This window comes from Pseudomonadota bacterium, assembly GCA_030860485.1.
Taxonomy (GTDB): Bacteria; Pseudomonadota; Gammaproteobacteria; order JACCXJ01; family JACCXJ01; genus JACCXJ01.
Window position 1 is genome coordinate 1 of record JALZID010000161.1, and the last position, 19,845, is coordinate 19,845.

At 65.8% G+C, this 19,845-nt stretch carries 18 protein-coding genes; 10 read left to right on the plus strand and 8 right to left on the minus strand.

What is annotated here, in order from left to right:
- From M3461_08820 to M3461_08840, 5 genes are all read right to left on the minus strand, one after another.
- The coding region (locus M3461_08820; GenBank protein ID MDQ3774442.1) for a hypothetical protein at window positions 1-294 on the minus strand (294 nt) is incomplete at its 3' end.
- Window positions 291-584 carry a hypothetical protein gene (locus M3461_08825; GenBank protein ID MDQ3774443.1) on the minus strand — a complete coding sequence of 98 codons (294 nt, stop codon included), beginning with the start codon at window positions 582-584 and terminating at the stop codon, window positions 291-293. The genes M3461_08820 and M3461_08825, both read right to left, overlap by 4 nt.
- A gap of 403 nt (window positions 585-987) precedes the next feature.
- Window positions 988-1,176 (minus strand): hypothetical protein, encoded by a 189-nt coding sequence (locus M3461_08830; GenBank protein ID MDQ3774444.1) that lies wholly within the window; start codon window positions 1,174-1,176, stop codon window positions 988-990.
- A gap of 33 nt (window positions 1,177-1,209) precedes the next feature.
- Window positions 1,210-2,811 (minus strand): malate synthase A, encoded by a 1,602-nt coding sequence (gene aceB / locus M3461_08835; GenBank protein MDQ3774445.1) that lies wholly within the window; start codon window positions 2,809-2,811, stop codon window positions 1,210-1,212.
- 119 nt (window positions 2,812-2,930) lie between these two features.
- Window positions 2,931-3,776, minus strand: a complete 846-nt coding sequence (locus tag M3461_08840; protein ID MDQ3774446.1) for a haloacid dehalogenase-like hydrolase — start codon at window positions 3,774-3,776, stop codon at window positions 2,931-2,933.
- A gap of 110 nt (window positions 3,777-3,886) precedes the next feature.
- Between M3461_08840 and M3461_08845 the strand changes: the two genes are divergently transcribed.
- The 10 genes from M3461_08845 to M3461_08890 all read left to right on the plus strand — a co-directional run bounded on the left by M3461_08845 (window position 3,887) and on the right by M3461_08890 (window position 15,732).
- Complete coding sequence (locus tag M3461_08845; protein MDQ3774447.1) at window positions 3,887-4,486, plus strand: hypothetical protein; 600 nt, start codon at window positions 3,887-3,889, stop codon at window positions 4,484-4,486.
- Window positions 4,487-4,537: 51 nt separating this feature from the next.
- A complete protein-coding gene (locus M3461_08850; protein ID MDQ3774448.1) occupies window positions 4,538-5,224 on the plus strand; it encodes a DUF2760 domain-containing protein in 687 nt (228 codons plus the stop codon).
- Window positions 5,225-5,243: 19 nt separating this feature from the next.
- Entirely contained in the window at window positions 5,244-5,519 is a 276-nt protein-coding gene (locus M3461_08855; protein ID MDQ3774449.1) for a hypothetical protein, read from the plus strand.
- Window positions 5,520-5,996: 477 nt separating this feature from the next.
- Window positions 5,997-6,221: a DUF433 domain-containing protein gene (locus M3461_08860; protein MDQ3774450.1), complete on the plus strand. Its 225-nt coding sequence runs from the start codon at window positions 5,997-5,999 to the stop codon at window positions 6,219-6,221.
- Window positions 6,222-6,226: 5 nt separating this feature from the next.
- Window positions 6,227-8,098 carry an Hsp70 family protein gene (locus tag M3461_08865; GenBank protein ID MDQ3774451.1) on the plus strand — a complete coding sequence of 624 codons (1,872 nt, stop codon included), beginning with the start codon at window positions 6,227-6,229 and terminating at the stop codon, window positions 8,096-8,098.
- Window positions 8,099-8,111: 13 nt separating this feature from the next.
- Window positions 8,112-10,940, plus strand: coding sequence for a hsp70 family protein (locus M3461_08870; protein MDQ3774452.1), 2,829 nt, complete (start codon window positions 8,112-8,114; stop codon window positions 10,938-10,940).
- 2 nt (window positions 10,941-10,942) lie between these two features.
- Window positions 10,943-11,899, plus strand: a complete 957-nt coding sequence (locus tag M3461_08875; protein ID MDQ3774453.1) for a cation diffusion facilitator family transporter — start codon at window positions 10,943-10,945, stop codon at window positions 11,897-11,899.
- A 9-nt stretch (window positions 11,900-11,908) separates the two neighbouring features.
- Window positions 11,909-12,952: a sodium:calcium antiporter gene (locus M3461_08880; protein ID MDQ3774454.1), complete on the plus strand. Its 1,044-nt coding sequence runs from the start codon at window positions 11,909-11,911 to the stop codon at window positions 12,950-12,952.
- Window positions 12,953-13,123: 171 nt separating this feature from the next.
- Window positions 13,124-14,101 (plus strand): hypothetical protein, encoded by a 978-nt coding sequence (locus M3461_08885; protein ID MDQ3774455.1) that lies wholly within the window; start codon window positions 13,124-13,126, stop codon window positions 14,099-14,101.
- 41 nt (window positions 14,102-14,142) lie between these two features.
- Window positions 14,143-15,732: a protein kinase gene (locus M3461_08890; GenBank protein MDQ3774456.1), complete on the plus strand. Its 1,590-nt coding sequence runs from the start codon at window positions 14,143-14,145 to the stop codon at window positions 15,730-15,732.
- Window positions 15,733-15,796: 64 nt separating this feature from the next.
- On the opposite strand, the gene M3461_08895 is transcribed toward M3461_08890, so the two are convergent.
- From M3461_08895 to htpG, 3 genes are read right to left on the minus strand one after another with little or no spacing between them, the layout of a single operon-like run.
- A complete protein-coding gene (locus tag M3461_08895) occupies window positions 15,797-16,543 on the minus strand; it encodes a methyltransferase domain-containing protein (GenBank protein ID MDQ3774457.1) in 747 nt (248 codons plus the stop codon).
- A gap of 29 nt (window positions 16,544-16,572) precedes the next feature.
- Entirely contained in the window at window positions 16,573-17,514 is a 942-nt protein-coding gene (gene prmB, locus M3461_08900; GenBank protein MDQ3774458.1) for a 50S ribosomal protein L3 N(5)-glutamine methyltransferase, read from the minus strand.
- On the minus strand, window positions 17,511-19,427 hold the full coding sequence (htpG, locus tag M3461_08905) for a molecular chaperone HtpG (protein MDQ3774459.1): 1,917 nt from the start codon (window positions 19,425-19,427) through the stop codon (window positions 17,511-17,513). Before htpG ends, prmB begins: the two co-directional genes overlap by 4 nt.
- Window positions 19,428-19,845: the final 418 nt, after the last annotated feature.

The following is a 19,845-nucleotide window of genomic DNA, read 5'->3' on the forward strand; positions in this document are numbered from 1 at the left end:
AGCGTCAGGCCAGCCTAAGAACCCTGTGGTTACCTTTAAGGTTCCATCGACGAAAAGATGAACCCTTACAGACGAACAATGAGTACTGCGAACAAAGTACTGTACCTGGAGAACTGATCCTGTTTCACCTGACACGGAAAACGGTGGATCACACAGTTGGTCTGTGCTGGTACAGGCGACGACAAAGTCTGGGATGACTGTCTCAAACGTCTCCTGACCATTCGCTGTCGCGGATAGTCCGAACAGGCCGATAACCATGACGGCAGTTATAACGATGAAATGCTTGTTCATCATTTCACCGACAGCGCATTGTCCACGGCGATAACGTCGTCTACGCGCTCGGCGATATCTTGCGCTCTCTGTTGGCCTACGATGCGGGTCTGGCCACGAGGCTTTGATTTTTTGACGCAAGCGTGAATCAGACTGGCGTCGCCTCCATCTGCATAGACCACTGGTGGAGGTAATCCCACCAGGAGTCCCAGGGCGCCCGCCATAAGCGCCCTCGGGGCCAGCACTCGCATGAGGAGCCTCCACCGGTCTCTGGGTTGCCACTGCTTTTGCGGCAGATAGATTGCTGTGTTCATGGTCTTCTCCAGTTTATGCCTTGTTAAGCAAAGCGAATTCGATGCTGCGGCACCCCGCTGGTGGCGGCGCGAGCGCAGCGATGCGTGGCTTGGGGCGTTAGCCATATCCATCGTATGTTGGGCGAACGTGCCAGCAACGCCACCGCGAAACGCAGTGGCAGAAAGATGGCGCTTCAAAACCCGACAGCAAGGAACAGACCGAATGGAAACCGCCGGTCCCGTGGATTCGGGAGGGGCGGCTACCAAGGCGCCGAGGCCACCGACCTGGGCGAGCCAGGGAGCATTTCGGAAAGCACAGATCCAGAGGACCCCAGCCCCACCCGCGGGGAAGCCGGCGACCATGAATGTCTGGAGAAGCGCCCCGAGGAGCTCGTGCGCGGGTTATCGACGCCGCGGGGGTGCTTTAGGCCGATGCTGCCGCGTGGTGTTGGAAGATCACGCCGTCCAGGAACGACTCGTGGTTGGCGATGATGAGCAGGCGCTCGGCCACACGGCCGTCAGGCTGCATAGCGCCGAGCCCGCCCACGACCCGCACCCGGAACAAGATGCGCAGCAAGAAGCGCGCGATCGGTTTGAACAGCTTGGCAGGCATCGCAGTCTCCTGGACGACCGACGGTGGCCTAGATCAGATCAACCCGTATGCCTCCAGGGTCAGGAACCCGGGCAGTTTGGTGGTCGTGACCAGGCGGTCCAGGAGCGCGCCCGCTTCTTTGAACTTGCGCGCCAGAAACTCGGCCTCTCCGATCTCCCTGCGCAATACGGCCATCTCCTCTGCGAGGGTCTCGCGGAACAACTCTTTAGTGATCTTGCGGCCGTCCTCTAGGACGCCCTTGGGATAGCGGATCCACTGCCACAGCTGGGCGCGCGAGATCTCGGCGGTGGCCGCATCTTCCATCAAATGGGCGATGGGGACCGCGCCCCGGCCGCAGAGCCAGGAGTCGGTGTAGCGTAGGGCGGCACTCACGTTATGCCGCAATCCGTGCAGCGTGATGGTGCCCTCGGGCAGGGTCAATAGATCGGCGGCGGTGGTATGGACGTCCTCGCGGAGGTTGTGGATCTGGTGCGGCCTCGGCATGTATCGGTCGAAGACCCGTTTCGCGATCGGCGCGAGCAGGGGATGGGCGACCCAGGTGCCGTCGTGTCCGTCCCGGACCTCGCGCTCCTTGTCGGCCCGCACCTTGTCCAAGGCCGCCTCGTTGGCCAGCTCGTCTTCTTTGATGGGGATCTGCGCGGCCATCCCGCCCATCGCGTGGATCCCGCGGCGATGGCAGGTCTGCACCAGGAGCTGCGAATAGGACCGCAAGAAATGCTGGGTCATGGTCAATTGGCTGCGATCCGGGAGCACGTAATCGGGATGGTTGCGCAGGCATTTGATGAAGCTGAAGATGTAATCCCAGCGTCCGCAGTTGAGCCCGCCCGCGTGCTCGCGGAGCTCATAGAGAAACTCGTGCATCTCAAAGGCGGAGGTGAGCGTCTCGATGAGGGCCGTCGCGCGGATCGTGCCCCTCAAGATCCCGAGCACATCCTGGGAATACAAAAACACCGCGTTCCAGAGGCGCGCCTCCTTGCGGCTTTCCATCTTGGGCAAATAAAGATACGGGGCCGTGCCCTTGGCGATGAGCCGCTTCGCGTTGTGGAAGAAATACAGGCCAAAGTCGAACAGGCTCGCCGGGATTGGCTCGTCGTCCAGGATCACGTTCTTTTCCTTCATGTGCCAGCCGCGCGGCCGGACGATGAGGGTCGCGAGCCGGCCGTCGTTCAGGCGGTAGGCCTTGCCGTCCGGTCCCGTGTACTCGATGGTGCCGGCCACGGCATCCCGCAGATTGACCTGACCATCCATCATCTGCTCCCAGGTCGGGCTGGAGGAGTCCTCGAAGTCGGCCATGAAGGTGTTGGCGCCGGAGTTGAGGGCGTTGATGATCATCTTGCGGTCCACGGGGCCCGTGATCTCGACCCGGCGGTCCATGAGGTCCGGCGGGATGGGCGCGACCTGCCAGTCACCCTCGCGGACATACCGGGTCTCGGGCAGGAAATCGGGCAGGCCGCCCCGATCGAAGAACTCCTGGCGCCGGCGGCGGATCGCGAGCAGCTCCTTGCGCCTGGGTCCGAAGCGCTTGCAAAGCTCCTCGACGAACACCAGGGCCTCCGGTGTCAGGATCGCCTCGTACTCCGGTGTCATCTCGCCCCGGACCTCCAGGCTGGTCTCCAGGATCTTGTGAACGCTCATGGTTGTTCCTCGGTTTTCGGCGCGCCACGCGCCCCGCCCGGGGCACGTGGGGTCGGTTGCCGCATTGCAGCATTATAGAACCTGTGATCCGGTTCTCAAGGCCTCGCGGGGAGACCGCCTCAGCCTTGATACGTCTTGCGCCGCAACGTGATCCGGCGCGCGATGCTGTCGACGGCCATAAGCAGGGAGTGGGTCAGCGCCGAGTGGTTGCGGTAGTCGGCAGGCACCAGGTTGGAGACCCGGCCGTCTTCGATGAAGCCCCAGGCGCGGCCCCAGCGCTCGCGGTCGGCGGCGTCGTAGACCCCGATGGCGATCCCGTCGTTCTTGCGGATGAGCGAGAAACACGGGATGTCGGTGTAGCCGTCGCCCACGAAGATCATCTGGTGGAGCGGCACCCGCAGGCGCTCGGGGGGTATCTTGCGGTTGACCTCGAAGGGCCGGCCGCGCGACTCCGGTCCAACGATGCCCTTCTGGATATGGAAGATGTAGCGCGTCTTGTCGGTGAAGCTCACGATGTTCTTGGGAAACACGATCTCACCCTCGGGTCCGTAGGCGAAGTCGCAGGCCCAGATGTCGTGGAAGTGGCGGGCGATGCGGGTCGCGCGCAGCGTCTCCCCGATTCCGCTGCTCACGAGATAGAACTCGACCTCGATGTCCGGGCTGACCGAGCGCGCGTGCTGGGTGAGGCGCTCGAAGACGCGCGTGGCCCCGCCGTGGAGGCGGATGCGGCGGCCCCAGCGGATCAGACGCTCGCGGGTGATGCGTCTCGCGGGGTCGCCGTTCGAGACCTCCAGCATGGCGTAGAGATAGGCCGGCACCGGGTCCCAGCCTTCCCCGATGAGCGACCTCACGCGTTCGCCCCAGAAGGCCTTCACGTCGATCCCGAGCTGGTGGAGGAAGCCCGAGGTGCTGTCCGAGGCCAGGGTATCGTCGAAATCGAAGATGACCGCGATCGTGTCCGCCATCGGCGTTGCATACTAGGTGAAGCCTGGAGCACCGGCAACTTGCAAGCGTCTGTCGTCATGACAAGCGTCGAGCAACTGAGCTAACGGGCGAGCTCTCGCCGCGGTCAACGTTGACCGGGAAACCCTATTCGGCGAGACTCAGGCCGGAACCTGACCAACTGAGCAAACTGAGAGCGAAACATGGACAAGACCTCGAGGACTTCCGGCGCGAACGCTTCGGTCACGGCTACGACGCTCTTACTCAATCAGAAGCTCGGTACCTCTCCCGCTCCCCGGATGCTGACACCATCCGAAATCGGCTTGCTGAGAAAGAGCCAGCAAGAGATCGTGGGTTACGTGAGGAAGACCCTGAAAGCGGTGTAACACCGATACGGGACCGGTGCTGCGCCGGGCCGGTACGAGGCGACGAAGGCCCCGCGGATGCGGGGCCTTCCGTTTCCAGGCTCAGCGACGCCGCCCCGCTGGGCCAGGGCGGGACCAAGGCCAACGATCGTTCAGCGGCCGCGCTCGGGACGGAAGCCACGGCGTACACGGTCAAGGGCCAGGCGATCGGGGTGCGCTATGTCCTCGCCGAGGCCGCGGGTCTCGTCGCCAGCCACGATGTCGATGGCCGCGTGTACCCCGAGCTACCGGCAAGCTTGTCTGCCATCGGCGTCGCGTACCAGGTGAAGCCCGGAGCACCGGCAACTTGCAGGCGTCTGCCGTCATGACAAGCGCCGAGCAACTGCGCTATCCTGTCCGCCCTTTCGGGGGGAGCGGATATGGTTAAGGCACGCGAAGCCGGCGAGAACAATGACAGCCGCTACAACCGCTACGCGCGGCGCACGCTCGGGGCGAGCCTCCTGGGTCTCATCGTGATCGTGGTCTTGAGCCCCGCGATGCCGCCCGAGTTCCTCCCCCCCGCTTGGGGCGCCTATCGGGAGATGGTGCTCGCGGCGCTCGTGCTCTGCATTGTGGTGGATGCCCTGCGCGCCGTGCGCGAGACCCAGGGGCTTGGGCCGCCCGCCCCGCCGCCTGCGCCGCAGAAGCCGGTCAAGCCGCCGATCCCGGAAGGCGCGGATTACGGCGAGGTGCTGGCCTTCCTGGCCATGCTGCAGGACAAGGGGCGTTTTTTGGATTTTGTGATGGAGGACATCACCCTCTTCGACGATGCCCAGGTCGCCGGCGCCTCACGCGTCGTTCACCAGGGCTGTTCCGTTGTGATCAGGGAATACCTGGCGCTCGGCCCGGTGTACACAGGCAAGGAAGGAGAGGGCACGGTCGTGGACCAGGCGACCGATCCGCACCGCTATCGACTGCTCGGCAAGGTGGGGGACAACCCGCCGTACCGGGGCGTCGTGATCCACCGCGGCTGGAAGACCACCAAGCTCGCGCTGCCACGCTATTCGAAACCGGTGGATCGATCGGCCGAGAACGTCATCACGCCGATGGAGATCGAGGTGCGCTAAACCTGCGTGTAATGTTCCGTTGCTGCCCAAGAAGCCATTGGGCGCCACAGTAGCCAAGTGGTACACTATTTATTTACATGTCGAGAGCAGATCGCCTCCCGGTTGGCTCAAGGTTGCCTTCGGAATCGCTGTGGCACTTGCAGCTTCGCTCGTCGCGTGGCTTGCCCAGAACTACGCAACAGCGAGTCCTATCATAGTGGGAGCGGGCTTGATTGCTGTGCTGGGTTTCGCCGTCATGATCGTACTTATCAATCGTTGGGCGTATGAACGCATTGAGGAACTGGAGGACGTGTAATGGAGTGGATAGTCGTTATCGCATTGGCCGCGCTCGTGGGAGCATTCTGCTTGGTTGTGCGGGAAATATCTCTGCACGGTGACGAATAGCGCCCAACCACGCGCTTAAGCCGACGCCCGGGATCGCTGCGGTTCTTCCGAGCGTCCGTGGCGGGTTGCGGCTTAGGCGCTGTCAGCAACTTATGTTTACAAGTGCGATCGGACCCGATAGCTCGTAGGTTGGGGTGACGAAGGAACCCCAACATAACGCGCACGCCGAAGCGTTGGGGGTTCCTCACCCCAACCTACGCGCTGCTCAGAACTGTGCGACGCTCAACCCCACCCTCGCCCTCCCCCTGCCAGGGGGAGGGAATACGCTGGTGCTGGCAGAATATTGAATTGGCCGATGAAATAGGATTTGTTTGAGTTGTTGTGTTCAACATTTGGAACGTAAGTATCTACGTGTAATGTTCGGTCTAGCACTCACGAGAACACGGTGATGGACAGGGTTCGGATCGTCTCACATCATCCAGACGTGGTCAGTGGCGCGCTGGTCTTCGCCGGCACGCGGGTGCCGGTGCAGATCCTCATCGATTACCTCAAGGAAGGTGAAACACTCGACCGGTTTCTCGAGGGCTTTCCCACGGTCAGCCGTGAGCAGGCCGAGGCATTATTGGAGGTAGCTCTGCACGCGGTCGAAGCCGAGGATGCGCGTCCTGCTTGACGAGAATGCAGAAGAAATTCAGCCTCGGCATCGACCTCGGCACCTCCAACTCCTGCCTCGCGCTGTGCGATCCGGCGGGGGGGCGGCCGGAGGGGATCGGTATCACCCAGGTGATGGCGCCCGGCGTCATCGGGGATCAACCACTCCTGCCCTCGGTGCTCTACCTCCCGCTCGAAAACGAGCGCGCCCAGGGCGAGCTGGCGCTCCCCTGGGATGAAGGTGGGGATGCGGACGCCGTGGTCGGCGTGTACGCCCGCGAGCGCGGCGCACTGGCGCCGGATCGCGTGGTCACTTCGGCCAAGTCGTGGCTCTGCAACCCGCATGTCGATCGCTACGCGCCCATCCTCCCCTGGCAATCTGAGCTGACTGAGGACAAGCTCTCGCCCTTCGAGACGACGCGACGCTATCTCGAACACCTGCGGCGGGCCGCGGAGGCGGGGTTGAGCGAGCGCGATACGGAGCTTTCCGAGTGCCTGGTGGTTCTGACCGTACCGGCGTCCTTCGACGAGGTGGCGAGGACCCTGACCTTCGATGCGGCGGTCGCGGCCGGGCTCGGCCAGGTCACGCTCTTGGAGGAGCCGCAGGCCGCGTTCTATGCGTGGATTGCGGAGTCGGAGGCCCGCAAGCTACCGGCCCACTGGACGACAGAGGTGCGTGCCGGCGATCTGGTCTTGGTGTGTGACGTCGGGGGTGGCACGGCCGACTTCTCGCTCATCGCCGTGGCCGGCGCCGAGGCCGGTCTGTCGCAACGGCTCGATCTACACCGCATCGCCGTCGGCGAGCACATCCTCTTGGGCGGCGACAACATGGACCTGGCCCTCGCCTATGCCCTGAAGGAGCAGCTCGCGAGTGAGGGCAAGGACATCGACCACTGGCAGTTCCTGGCCCTCGTGCACGCCGCCCGCAGCGCGAAAGAGCGCCTCCTGGGCGATCCAGATCTCGACGCGATCCCGATCGCCGTGCCCTCGCGCGGGGCGAGTCTCTTCGCCAAGACCGTCACCATGACCTTGGCGCGCGAACGGGCCGAGGCCCTGATCCTGGAGGGCTATTTCCCGCACACAACGGTGACCGATGTGCCCAGGGCACGCCGCTCCGTGGGGCTTCAGGAATACGGTCTCGAATACGCCACCGAGCCGGCGCTCAGCAAGCACCTCGCGAGGTTCCTGTCGCGGGCCCGGGAAAATGTGCGCTCCGACGAGCGCCTCCGGTCGCTCGTGGGCGCAGGCGCGGACCTGGATGATTCGCCCATCTTGTGGCCCACGGCGCTGCTCTTCAACGGCGGGGTGTTCCACTCGGGTCTTTTGCGCCGGCGCGTCACGGACCTCCTGCGGTCGTGGCTCGGGGCGGACCACCCGCTCACCGAGATCGAGAGCGTGGGGCTCGACAAGGCCGTCAGCAACGGGGCGGCCTATTACGGCGCCGTGCAGATCAGCGGCCGCGGTATCAAGATCCGCGCCGGCACCTCGCGTTCGTACTATCTCGGGATCGAGAGCCCCATGCCGGCGGTGCCGGGGATCACCCCGCCGGTCAAGGCGGTCTGCATCGTGCCCCAGGGCACCGAGGAGGGGACGGCGCTGGAGCTCCCCGGCCGTGAGTTCGGGCTCGTGACCGGCGAACCGGTGGAGTTCCGGTTCTTCAGCTCCGAGGTGAGGGCCGGGGATCGGGTCGGCACGCTGGTGGCGGATGCCCCGGGCGCGCTTGACGAGACGACCGGTCTCGCCATCACCCTGCCACCGATCGCGGGCCAGCCCGGACAGGTCCTGCCCGTAACCCTGAAACCGCTCGTGACCGAGGTCGGCACACTGGAGTTATGGATGTCGCACACCCAGTCCAACGAGCAGTGGAAGCTGGAGTTCAACCTGCGGGCGAAGGATTGATACGATCGGGCGCATGAGCCGCCCCCGCTACGCCATCGGTATCGATCTCGGTACCACCAACTGCGTCCTGGCCTACGTGGACCTCGCGGTCAAGCATGGCCGCGTCGCGGTCCTGCCCATCCCCCAGCTCCAGACGCGAGATACCGTCGCAGCAGGGCCGCTCTTGCCCTCGTTCTATTATCTCGGCACCGAGACCCACGAGCCGCCTTGCATCATCCCCGGCCTGGCCCCGACGGCCGCGCTCGGCGTGTATGCCAGGGCACAGCTCGATGCCATGCCGGGCCGGGTCATCCATTCGGCCAAGTCCTGGCTGGCCCACGGCGGCATCGACCGCGAGGCGCGCCTCCTCCCGTTCGGCTCCGAGGAGCTCCCCGATACGGACAAGCGCTCACCGGTCGAGGTGAGCGCCGCCTACCTCGCTTACCTGCGCGCGGCCTGGGATGCGACCATCGCAGAGGCCGATCCGGGCGCCGCGTTCGACCGCCAGCACCTCATCGTGACCGTCCCGGCATCCTTCGATGAGGCCGCCCAGGCCCTGACCCGCCAGGCGGCGGCGGTGGCCGGGTATCCCGACGGCTTCCGGCTCCTGGAAGAGCCGCAGGCGGCCTTCTATGCGTGGAGCGCAGGGGCCGCCGGCGCTCGTGCCGGGAAGGGCACGCGGGCGTGGTTCACGGAACGCCTCCCGGGGCTTTCGGAGGAGGCCCAGACGGCGCTCGTCTGTGACATCGGGGGCGGCACGACCGACCTCAGCCTGTTTCGGCTCGCCCTCGATTCCGACGCCCTCGGAGAGGATGCGGGGTGGCCGGATATCGAGCGCCTCGCGGTCAGCGACCACCTGCTCTTGGGCGGGGACAACATCGATCTGGCCATCGCCCACCTCATCGAGGCCCGCGCCCTGGGCCATGCTATTAGAGGCCAATCTACTAGAAGTGGGCCGGAGAGGCGCTTCTCGCGCCGCCAGTGGCAGCACCTCGTGCCCCAATCGATGCTGCTCAAAGAACGCATCCTGTCGGAGGAGGGGCCGCCCGAAGAGGTCTTCCATGTGTCGATCCCCGGCGAGGGCGGGGCCCTCTTCGCCTCGGTCTTGAACGCGACGCTCACGCGGGCCGATCTGTCCGCGGTGATCCTGGACGGGTTCTTTCCCGTCACCGAGGCCGGCGAACGACCCCGCACGCGGCAGATGGGGCTCCGGGAGATCGGACTGCCCTACGCGGTCGATACGGCGGTCAGCCGGCACCTCGCGGGGTTTCTCGACGGGCAGGCGGTCGATGCGGTGCTGTTCGCGGGGGGCACGCTGATCCCGCGTTTCTTGCAGGAACGCCTGCTCACCCTCATCGAGCGCTGGCAGGGCCGGCGGCCGATCGGGCTCTACCTCCCCGATCTCAACCTCGCGATCGCGGAGGGCGCGGCCCACTGCGCGGCGCTCGTGGCCGAGTCGCGGCGCCGCATCCGGGCCGGGTACGCGCGCAGCATCTACCTGGAGCTGCACCGGGAGCGGCCCGAGGACGCGACAGAGCTCGTCTGCATCCTGCCGCTAGGCTTCGAGGAGGGCCGCTCGTTCACCCTCGAGTCGCGGGCCTTCGACCTCTTGCTCAATCGGCCGGCGCGTTTCACCGCCTACAGCTCGACGCACCGGCGTGAGGACCGCCCGGGGGCGATCGTGCGGCTTGACGAGGGGGCATTCAATCCCTTGCCCCCACTCCATACGACGCTCACGCTCGACGAGGCCGGTTTCGACCCGCGCAAGACCGAGGCGCGCTCGGTGGACGTGAACCTCGAGGTCGAGCTGACGCCCCTCGGTGTCTTACAGACGACGCTGGTCAGTGAGCCGCTCGGCCGCCGCTGGCGACTCGATTTCAACCTGCGGGGCGTGGCGGAGTCGCGGGACCCGAGCGGGCCGGCCTCGGGGCTATCGGACGACGTCATGCGCGCGGGCTGCGAACGCATCGCGTACTTCTACGGCAAGAAGCAGGATCTGGGAAAAAAAGACAGCGCCAAGTCGCTCATCAAGGACCTGGAGAGGACCCTGGGACAGCCGCGTACCCTGTGGAGCCTGCCGCTCCTGCGCAGTCTCTGGCCCTCGCTATATCCGGGGATGACCCGCCGCGGCCGCTCGCTGGCGCACGAGAACACCTGGCTATACCTGGCGGGGTTTCTGCTGCGCCCCGGGTATGGCGCGGAGCTCGATCCCTGGCGCATGTCCCAACTGTGGGGCGCCTGGTCGCTCGGTGTGCACCACAAGAAGGAAAAGAGCGCGCAGTCCAACTGGTGGATGATGTGGCGCCGGGTGGCGGGCGGTCTCTCGGCCGAGCAGCAGAGGCGGCTCTTCGATGTGCTCATGCCCCAGTTCCGCAAATCTCCGGTCGAATCGCCGGAAGCCACGCGCCTCCTGGGTGCCCTCGAGCGCCTGCCGCTCGCCTCCCGCACCGAGCTGGCCAAGTCGCTCTTCGAGCTCGTATTGCGCGGCCGAGCAGAGGACCAGCCGGCGGTCTTCGGGGCGCTGGCGCGTCTGTGCTCGCGGGTACCGCTCTACGCCGCGGCCGAGGCCGTCCTGCCCCCCGCGCTCGTCGAAGACTGGTTCGAGCGCGTGGCCGGGCTCGACTGGCCCAGGCAGGGGCTCAAGGGCCTCTCCTCGGTGTTCTCCGCCGCCTGTCGGGTGACCGGCACCCGCGCGCTCGACATCCACGCCCCGGTGCGGCTCCGGGTGATCGAAAAGCTCAAGCAGTCCGGCGCGCGCGAGGCCGACTGGCGCGTGGTCCAGGAATATCACGAGGTCACGGGCGAAGACCGCAACGCCCTCTTCGGCGAGGAGCTTCCGGCGGGGCTGCGGCTGGTGCAATAAACGTGAACGCCTCCTCCACGCCCTCGCACCCCACCGGTTACTGCCACCGACAACATTCGCATCACTACGCCGTCGATTCCTCCGCGGCGGAACGCCGTACCCGCATCGTCATCGCCATCACGGGCGCGATGATGGTCGTCGAGATCGCCGCCGGCATCGCCTTCGATTCGATGGCGCTGCTCGCGGACGGCTGGCACATGAGCACCCATGTCAGCGCCTTCCTGGTGACCACGCTCGCTTACCATCTGAGCCGCCGCCATGCGACGGACCCGCGCTACAGCTTTGGGACGGGCAAGATCGGCGTCCTCGGCGGTTTCGCCAGCGCGGTCATCCTGGGCATGGTCGGGTTTCTGATGGCGGGGGAGTCGGTGCAGCGCGCCTTCCTGCCGGTACCGATCCGCTTCGACGAGGCCATTGCCGTCGCGGTGATCGGGTTGCTCGTCAATGTGATCTGCGCGCTCCTCCTCAAAGATCGCAATACGGACCACCATCACGACGATCTCAACCTGCGTTCCGCCTATCTCCACGTCCTCGCGGATGCATTCACCTCGGTGATGGCCGTCGGGGCCCTGCTCGCGGGCCGGTTCTTCGGCTGGTCGTGGCTCGATCCGGTGATGGGCTTGGTCGGCAGCGCGGTCGTTTCCCTGTGGGCCTACGGGCTCCTGCGGGACACGGGGGGCATCCTGCTCGATCTCACACCGGCATCCTCGGATCTGCCGGCGGAGATCCGCCGTGCGCTGGAGTCCGATGGCGATGTGCTCATCACCGATCTGCATGTGTGGCGGATCGGCGCGGGCCGCTTCGCCGCGATCGTGTCCCTCGTGGCGCATGAGCCGAGGCCCGTCGAGAGCTACCGGCGACGCCTTCGCCGGCACGAGGAGCTGGTCCATCTGACCATCGAGACCCAGCTCTGCCGCGATCACGACGAGCCTTCCCCGTCCCGACCGAGTAGCCGCTAGCCTCGACGCATGGGCATTCTCGGCGACGTCCTTCTCCTGCTCGTCTCGTTCGGGGTGATCCTCCTCGGCGCGGAGCTGTTCACGAACGCGATCGAGTGGTTCGGGAGGAAGCTCGGGCTCGGCCAGGGCATGGTCGGGAGCGTCCTCGCGGCGGTCGGCACAGCGCTGCCCGAGACGATGATCCCGATCATCGCGATCATCTTCGTCGGCAACGAGGTGGCCGAAGAGGTCGGTATCGGCGCGATCCTCGGCGCGCCCTTCATGCTCTCGACCGCTGCGATGTTCGTGACCGGCGTGGCGGTGCTCGCGTTCGCGAGAGGCGGCCGACGGACGCGGACGCTCTCGATCGACCAGCGCATCGTCGGTCGCGACCTGCGCTTCTTCCTCGGGATGTACAGCGTTGCGATCGGGCTCGGCCTGCCATTCTTCGAGAAGCCGTTCTGGCTCCGCGTTGCGGCCGGCGCGGCGCTCGTCGGCGCCTACGTCTTCTACGTCTGGCGCACCTCACAGGATCCCCACGGCGTGCACGAGGCCGAGGAAGAGCTGAACCCGCTGCGGCTACAGCCGAACCTTACGACGCCATCCATGCGGGGAGTCGTCGTGCAGCTCATCGTGTCGTTGGCGGCGATCGTCGGCGGCGCGCAGCTCTTCATCCATGAGGTGAGCAGCCTCTCCGAGTTCTTCGGGATCTCACCGCTCGTCCTGTCGTTGATCATCGCGCCGCTCGCCACGGAGCTACCGGAGAAGTTCAACAGCGTGCTCTGGGTCCGGCAGCGTAAGGACAACCTGGCGATGCGGAACATCTCCGGCGCGATGGTGTTCCAGTCGTGCATCCCCGTGACCGTCGGGCTCTGGTTCACGCCCTGGGTGCTCACCGAGGCCGCGATCGCGTCGGCGGTCATCGCGATCGGTGCGGGTCTGCTCCTGCAGGTCTTCCTGCGCACGGGGAACGTGCTGACGGGCCGCGAGCTGTCCTCGCTCGGGATCTTCTACGCGGCCTTCATCGTGTACATCGTCTGCTTCTATCAAGGGCCAGTGCCAGTAGCGCACTGAAGCTCTAGACTCCCGCCGCACACGCTTCCCGATGCCGCCGATGCGCGTCGCCATAACGCGCGCAGATGCGCATTGCCTAAAGGGCCATGGCGAGCCAGCGCTACCTACGCGATGCACGGTCCGCTGCCGGGCGGCAGCGCCGCGCAGCGAGACGACGAGGATAAGGGCAACATGAAACCGAAACATGCGTTCGAGGGGTCCCCCGCGATGGCGGCGAGGGTCCGGATCTATTTCGCGTACAGCCAGTCCCTGGCGTATCGGGAAGCCATGGAGCTGTGCCGCGGCATCCCATCCTTCACCAGCACCGGTGAGGGCAACGAGGTGGTCCATTCCATCGACGTGCCCATCACGGACATCGCGGTGCTCATGCGATTATCCGAGCTCGTGGGGGGATGGAAGTCGTTCCGGATCACCATAGACGGTGGCGAGGCGCGACGCGATGACCTGATCCGACTGGGCGGTGAATGTTATAGCAAGCGCCAGGCATCCGAAGGCCCGGAGCAGTATTGCTTCGGGGCCAATCGCCTCGAATACAACCTCTGGGGGTGCCGACGGCTCGATATGCCGATCGACGAGGCGGGCCATGGCTGGATGGCCTACGGCAGCCTGGATGCACAGGGCGTCTGGCATTTCGACAAACCCAGGATCTCGCAAGCGCTCGAGTCGGCCATGGCCGGCTGCCGGCTGTGTCCGGTATTCGATCATGCGCGCGTCCAGAAGACCTTGGACGGACTCCCGGAGACGGTGGACCCGCGGCGGGATGAGCATTGGCGATACCGCAGCGGAGCGCGTACCCAGGAGGGGGACGGGTCTCAAAGCGCCGGCATCGCCCCGGTGGCGGCTCGCATCGCCGAGTACGTGGTCGGCGGCTTTCGGCCCCAATGGGACTTTACCCGCGACTGGCGCGACTCCAAGACCGAGATCTACCTCGGCGCCGTAGATCGGTGGTCCCCGAGCGAGGCGCCGGACGGCGATCGGGAGCCCGTCGTGATCGACAGGGACGAGGTCCTGAAGTCTCGTGCGGGCGCGGCGCGGCCGCAGCCCGGCAGGCCCGAGACCGAGCCACCGGCGCGCTGGCCCCGGGTGGCGGCCGTTGCCTTGTGTATGTTCGCCCTTTGTATGTTAGGGTTAGGGGTGTTCCTGGTTTGACCCGAGCCCCTGGCCCCGATACGGCCAGGGGCTATGTTAGCGTGCGACACGATTGCATCCCGGGCTATCGCATCGACCGCTTGATCGGCAAGGGCGGAATGGCCGCCGTGTATCTCGCGATCCAGGAGTCCCTGGATCGACCGGTAGCGCTCAAGATCCTCAAGGATCCGGACTCCCCCGAGTTCTCGGAGCGTTTCGTCAACGAAGGGCGGATCATCGCGAGCCTGGTCCACGGCAACATCGTCACCGTGCACGATGTCGGGATCGCCGAGGGCCTGCACTACATCTCCATGGAATACGTGGATGGCGGCGACCTCAGGACCCGAATCACCGACGGGCAGAGCCCGGAAGCGGCTTTGGATCTCGCCGCCAGGATGGCGGATTGCCTGGGGTTCGCCCATCGCAAGGGCGTGATCCATCGGGACCTGAAGCCGGCCAATATCCTGTTCCGGCGCGATGGCACGCCCCTTCTGACCGACTTCGGTATCGCCAAGAACCAACGCCTCAACAGCGACCTCACCGCAACGGGGAAGATCGTCGGTACCCCGCGCTACATGAGCCCCGAACAGGCCCTGGGCAAGCCCGTGGATGGGCGCTCGGACCTCTACAGCCTGGGGGTCGTGTTGTACGAGATGCTCACCGGCGAGCCTCCCTACCGCGGGGACTCGGAGGTCGGCACCATCCTCAAGCACCTCAACGACCCGGTGCCGGCGCTACCTGCCGCGTGCCGGCGCTACCAGCCATTGCTGACCCGCATGCTCGCCAAGGACCCGGCGGCGCGCTTCGCCGATGCCGGGGAGCTCCTCGAATCCCTCGCCGCGGTGGAGAGTGGTGGCCGGAGGGTCTCGCCCCGGCCGGCGTCGTCACCACGGCGCCCGGGTCCGGTCTCGACACCCCTCGCCTCGGTCGAGGGTTCCGTCGCGGCTCCCCGTTCTTCCCGATCCATCCGGGGTCCGTGGGCGCTGTCCGCGATCGGGATCGCAGCGGCGTTGGTGCTGGGCATCGGTTCCTTGCAGGATAAAGGGCCGGAGAGCCGATCGGCCGAGCAGGTTACCGCCGTCGCGCCGGATGCCGTGCCCGCCGTCTCGGCGCACGCCGGGCGCGCGCCGCCGGCGTCGGCGGAGTTCCCCGATACCGAGCGCCTGTTTCGCCTCGGTCATGCCTATCGGCAGGGTACGGGCGTCCCGGTCGACGATCGCAAAGCGGTGGAACTGTTCTCGGCAGCCGCCGAGCGCGGGCATGCAGCGGCCCAATATTATCTGGGACTGATGTACGCCGAAGGCCGCGGGGTGCCGGCGGAATTGGAGGTCGCGGCGCACTGGTTCGAGCAGGCGGCGCGCCAGAACCTGGTGGAGGGGCAGTTCTACCTCTGTCTGTCCTATGCTTTGGGCCGGGGTGTTTCGCGCGATCTCGTGACCGCCTATGCCTGGTGCCGGACCGCCGAAAAGCGCGGATCGCAGGACGCCAAAGAATCGCTCGTGGACATATCCAGGCTCATGCGTCGGCTCGAGATCAAACAAGCGGAAGAGCTTGCCGCGTCGATCGCCGAATCGTTGGGCGCGCGCCCCCCGGTACTGCTGGATACCCCGAGCTCGGCCGGTGGCGAAAACCACGCGGACTCGGCCTCCTAGCCCGCTCCCCGCGGCTCGACATCCCCACTCATGGCAACCCTCGTGCGGGCCGGTCGCCCGTGGCCTAGGAATTCGAGCCAACCCCGGGCCGGTATGGCAATCGCGCCGATTCCCGCGTGCCGCGGTGGATCAACAGGAGGCGAAAGGGCATCGCGCGCAGGACCTCCCAACCGGCGGGGACAAGGGCCCTGAGCTCCTTCGCCGTATAGCTTCTGCGGATCGAGATGAGCCCGTCATGGCGGATGTAGGAGCGGCGGAATGCCACCGCGGTCAGGAACCAGAACCCGAGATACGCGAGATCGGATCGCCGGATATCGTTGAAGACGACCATGCGCGCACCGAGGGCTCGGGTAGCAGTCAGCATCGCCTGCAAGCCGGGTACGTCCAGGTGGTGCACGACGTGATTCGATAGCACGAAATCGAAACGCTCCCCGCGTGCGACCAGTGTGGCGACATCGGCTAATCGGAAGGACAGCTTGGGGCTCCGGGGGAAATGCTGGACATAGGTATAGGCACGGGGGTCGATGTCGATGCCCGTGACCCAGAGGTCCAAGCCGTCCTGTTGGGCCCAGCGCGCCAGCCCGCGAGCGATGTCCCCACCCCCGAAGCCGATGTCGAGCAGCGAGTAGCCCCGGCCGCGGTCGCTCATGAGCGGCCGGATAAACCGCTGGTACACGAAGCGGCTCCGCGACAGGAGCCCGTTGACGGCTCGGAACTGCTGGTACGAACGCTCGAGCAGCGCGGGATCGCAGTCCGGGCCGTCCATGACCTCGGTCAGGTGACAGGCGCGTTTGGCGAGAAATAGCGGCATTGCCATTACTTGCCAAGGGGTGTTTTCGTTTAACGCGTTACGCTTCTTTCGGGACACCACCGGCGCAGCTCTTGGGCCTCCAGCAGGAACACCCCTTCGCCGCCGCGCTCGTTTTCGAGCCACACGAAAGGTACGCGGGGGTAGCGGGTCTCGAGTGCCGTTGCCGACTCGCCGGCCTCGACGACCAAGGTCCCGAGCTCGGTCAGGTGTTCGGTGGCACCCTCCAGGATCCGGCTCACGACCGCGAGGCCGTCGTGGCCGCCGTTGAGACCGAGTGACGGCTCGTAGCGGTGCTCGGGCGGGAGGGTCCCCAAATGAAGGGCCGGGACATAGGGCGGGTTGCTGACGATGAGGTCGTAGCGCTCGCAGGCCAAGGACTCGTACACATCCGAGCGCAGCAGGCGGACGCGATCCCGAACGCCGTGCCGCTCGGTGTTGCGGCGCGCGATCTCCAATGCCCCTGCGGAGATATCCGTGGCATCGACCTCGGCCTCCGGAAAGGCGAGGGCGCAGGCGATCGCGATGCACCCGCTGCCCGTTCCGATGTCGAGGATGCGGCGGGGATCCTCGATCCACGGGGAGAAGCGCGCTTCGATGAGCTCGGCGATCGGCGATCGCGGCACCAGCACGCGCTCGTCGACATAGAACTCGAGCCCCGCAAACCAGGACTCGCCAAGGACATAGGCGGCGGGCTTGCGGGTACCGATGCGCTCGCGGATGAGCTGGAGCGCGCGCGACTTCGCCTCCGGCATCAAAGGCTGGTCGAGCACCACGTCCGGGACATCGAAGGGCAGCGCCAGGGCGTGGAAGACGAGGAAGACCGCCTCCTCGCGGGCGCTCGTCGTACCGTGGCCATAGGAGAGCCCGGCGCCCTCGAACCGGGCCTCGGCCCAAAGGACCAGATCGCGGGCGGTCTCTACCTTATCGAGCGTGAGACGGCCTGGGCGCTCGGGCCGAGCCCGCCGGTTCACCGGGTCTCTTCGGCCTCGTGGGGGGCACGCGCCGCTCCCCCGGCCATGACCAGGAACATCTCGTTCAGCCGGTGTACGAAGCCCGCGGGGTCTTCGAGCTTGCCGCCCTCGGAGAGCAGGGCCTGGTCGAACAGGATGCGGGCCCAGTCGTCGAAGCGCGCGCCGCCGTCTTGATCCCGGAGGCGCTGCACGATCGGGTGGCTCGGGTTGATCTCCAGGATCGGCGGGCTCGCCGGGACCTCCTGCCCCGCCGACTTGAGCAGGCGCTCGAGGTTCGCGCCGAGCCCGTGCTCGTCGGCCACGAGGCAAGCCGGCGAGCTGGTCAGGCGGTGGGTCACGCGCACGTCCTTGACGCGCGTATCCAGGCTCTTCTTGACCCGCGCGATCAGGTCCTGGTACTCGCCCGCCGTCTCCCCGGCGCGTTTTTTCTCGTCTTTGTCCTCCAGGGTCCCGAGATCGAGATCGCCCTTGCTCACCGACTTGAGCGATTTGCCGTCGTGCTCGCCGAGGTGGGTCACGACCCATTCATCCACCGGATCCGAGAGCAGCAGGGCCTCGATGCCTTTCTTACGGAAGACCTCGAGGTGCGGGCTGTTCTTGGCGGTCAGGAAACCCTCGGCGATGAGGTAGTAGATGTCCTTCTGCCCCTCCTTCATCCTGCCGACGTAATCGTCGAGCGAGACGTCCTCCGTTTCGGAATCCGTCCGGGTGCTCGAAAAGCGGAGGAGCTTCGCGATGCGCTCGCGGTTCGCTGTGTCCTCGATGATCCCCTCCTTGATGACCCGCCCGAAGGTCGTCCAGATCTCCGCGTACTTCCCTTCGGCGACAAGATCCTCGAATAGCCCCAGGAGCTTCTTCACCGCGGTCGCGCGGATGGTGTCGATGACCTTGTTGTGCTGCAGGATCTCGCGCGAGATATTCAGCGGCAGATCGTTCGAGTCCACCACCCCGCGCACGAAGCGCAGATACCGCGGCATGAGTTGCTCGGCGTCGTCCAGGATGAAGACCCGCCGGACATAGAGCTTGACCCCGCGGCGGCTGTCGCGGTCCCAGAGATCGAAGGGCGGGTGTTTGGGGACGAACAGCAAGAGGATGTATTCGAGGTTGCCTTCGACCTTGCTGTGGATGCGCGCCATCGGCGCCTCGAAGTCGTGGGCCGTGTGCTTGTAGAACTCGGCGTATTCTTCTTCGGTGATCTCGGTCTTGGGTCGGGCCCAGAGCGCCGTCGCGGTGTTGACGCGCTCGGTGCCCTTGGCCTCCTTGCCCTCCTTGGGCATCAGGATGGGCAGGGGGATGTGGTCGGAGTACTTGTGGATGATCTCACGCAGGCGATAGCCGTTCAGGAATTCGTCCTCGCCCTCGCGCAGGTGCAGAACCACCTCGGTCCCGCGCGCCTTGCGCTGTAGGGTGTGGAGCGTGTACTCGCCCTGGCCGTCCGACTCGAAGCGCACGCCTTGTTCGGGCGGCAGGCCGGCCCGGCGGCTGGTCACGGTGACCCGATCGGCGACGATGAAGGCAGAATAGAACCCGACCCCGAACTGACCGATGAGCTGGGTGTCCTTCTGGCGGTCACCGGTCAAGGACTGGAAGAACTCCCGGGTGCCCGATCTGGCGATGGTCCCGAGGTTTTCGACTACCTCCTCGCGCGACATGCCGATGCCGTTGTCGCGCACCGTGACGGTCTTCTGCTCTGCGCTCCACTCGACCTCGATCTGGAGTTCGGTGTCACCTTCGAACAGCGCCTCGTTGCCGAGCGCCTCGAAGCGCAGCCTCTCGGCCGCGTCCGAGGCGTTGGAGATGAGCTCCCGGAGGAAGATCTCCTTGTTGCTGTAGAGGGAGTGCACCATGAGGTCCAGGAGCTGCCGGGCCTCGGCCTGGAATCCCCGCGTTTCTTTATTGATGTCTACGCTCATAAACCCTCACCTCGCCCTGTGGTTCTGTCGCCGGTCGCGCCCCGGCCCGCTACCGCCCAACCTATGGGGATGGAGAGGGGGATTTCAAGGCGCCTCGCCTGTCACCCTCTGGGGGCAGTCGGTCCACCGATACCCGCGCCGTGGCGACTGACGTGCCCAGAACGACCTACCCAGGCGGCCCCCCGGTCGGTCAGGCGCCCATTGATCCTTCCGCCTTGTCGCACCATACTTGCCGGCAGCTCGGCTGGCGGGCCCGACAAGGAGACCGAGCATGAGCGACCATCCTGATAGCTTAGGCATCTAGCATAAATAACTTGAACAATTATCGGGCTGGTGTGGGATGAATACTGTAGTTCCATTCGCCGTGGAATTCGTCTGGCGTGGGCTGGACCGTGGCCAATTCAGCATTGCTGACTTT

What these genes read in the sequence shown, in the direction of transcription:
- aceB (MDQ3774445.1), bottom strand. Translation starts at nt 2,811, where the DNA reads ATGAGCGTTCACAAGATCCTGGAGACCAGCCTGGAGGTCCGGGGCGAG.
- M3461_08850 (MDQ3774448.1), top strand. Translation starts at nt 4,538, where the DNA reads ATGGTTAAGGCACGCGAAGCCGGCGAGAACAATGACAGCCGCTACAAC.
- M3461_08880 (MDQ3774454.1), top strand. Translation starts at nt 11,909, where the DNA reads ATGGGCATTCTCGGCGACGTCCTTCTCCTGCTCGTCTCGTTCGGGGTG.
- M3461_08830 (MDQ3774444.1), bottom strand. Translation starts at nt 1,176, where the DNA reads ATGCCTGCCAAGCTGTTCAAACCGATCGCGCGCTTCTTGCTGCGCATC.
- M3461_08870 (MDQ3774452.1), top strand. Translation starts at nt 8,112, where the DNA reads ATGAGCCGCCCCCGCTACGCCATCGGTATCGATCTCGGTACCACCAAC.
- M3461_08860 (MDQ3774450.1), top strand. Translation starts at nt 5,997, where the DNA reads ATGGACAGGGTTCGGATCGTCTCACATCATCCAGACGTGGTCAGTGGC.
- M3461_08895 (MDQ3774457.1), bottom strand. Translation starts at nt 16,543, where the DNA reads ATGCCGCTATTTCTCGCCAAACGCGCCTGTCACCTGACCGAGGTCATG.
- M3461_08825 (MDQ3774443.1), bottom strand. Translation starts at nt 584, where the DNA reads ATGAACACAGCAATCTATCTGCCGCAAAAGCAGTGGCAACCCAGAGAC.
- htpG (MDQ3774459.1), bottom strand. Translation starts at nt 19,427, where the DNA reads ATGAGCGTAGACATCAATAAAGAAACGCGGGGATTCCAGGCCGAGGCC.
- M3461_08865 (MDQ3774451.1), top strand. Translation starts at nt 6,227, where the DNA reads ATGCAGAAGAAATTCAGCCTCGGCATCGACCTCGGCACCTCCAACTCC.
- M3461_08885 (MDQ3774455.1), top strand. Translation starts at nt 13,124, where the DNA reads ATGAAACCGAAACATGCGTTCGAGGGGTCCCCCGCGATGGCGGCGAGG.
- M3461_08840 (MDQ3774446.1), bottom strand. Translation starts at nt 3,776, where the DNA reads ATGGCGGACACGATCGCGGTCATCTTCGATTTCGACGATACCCTGGCC.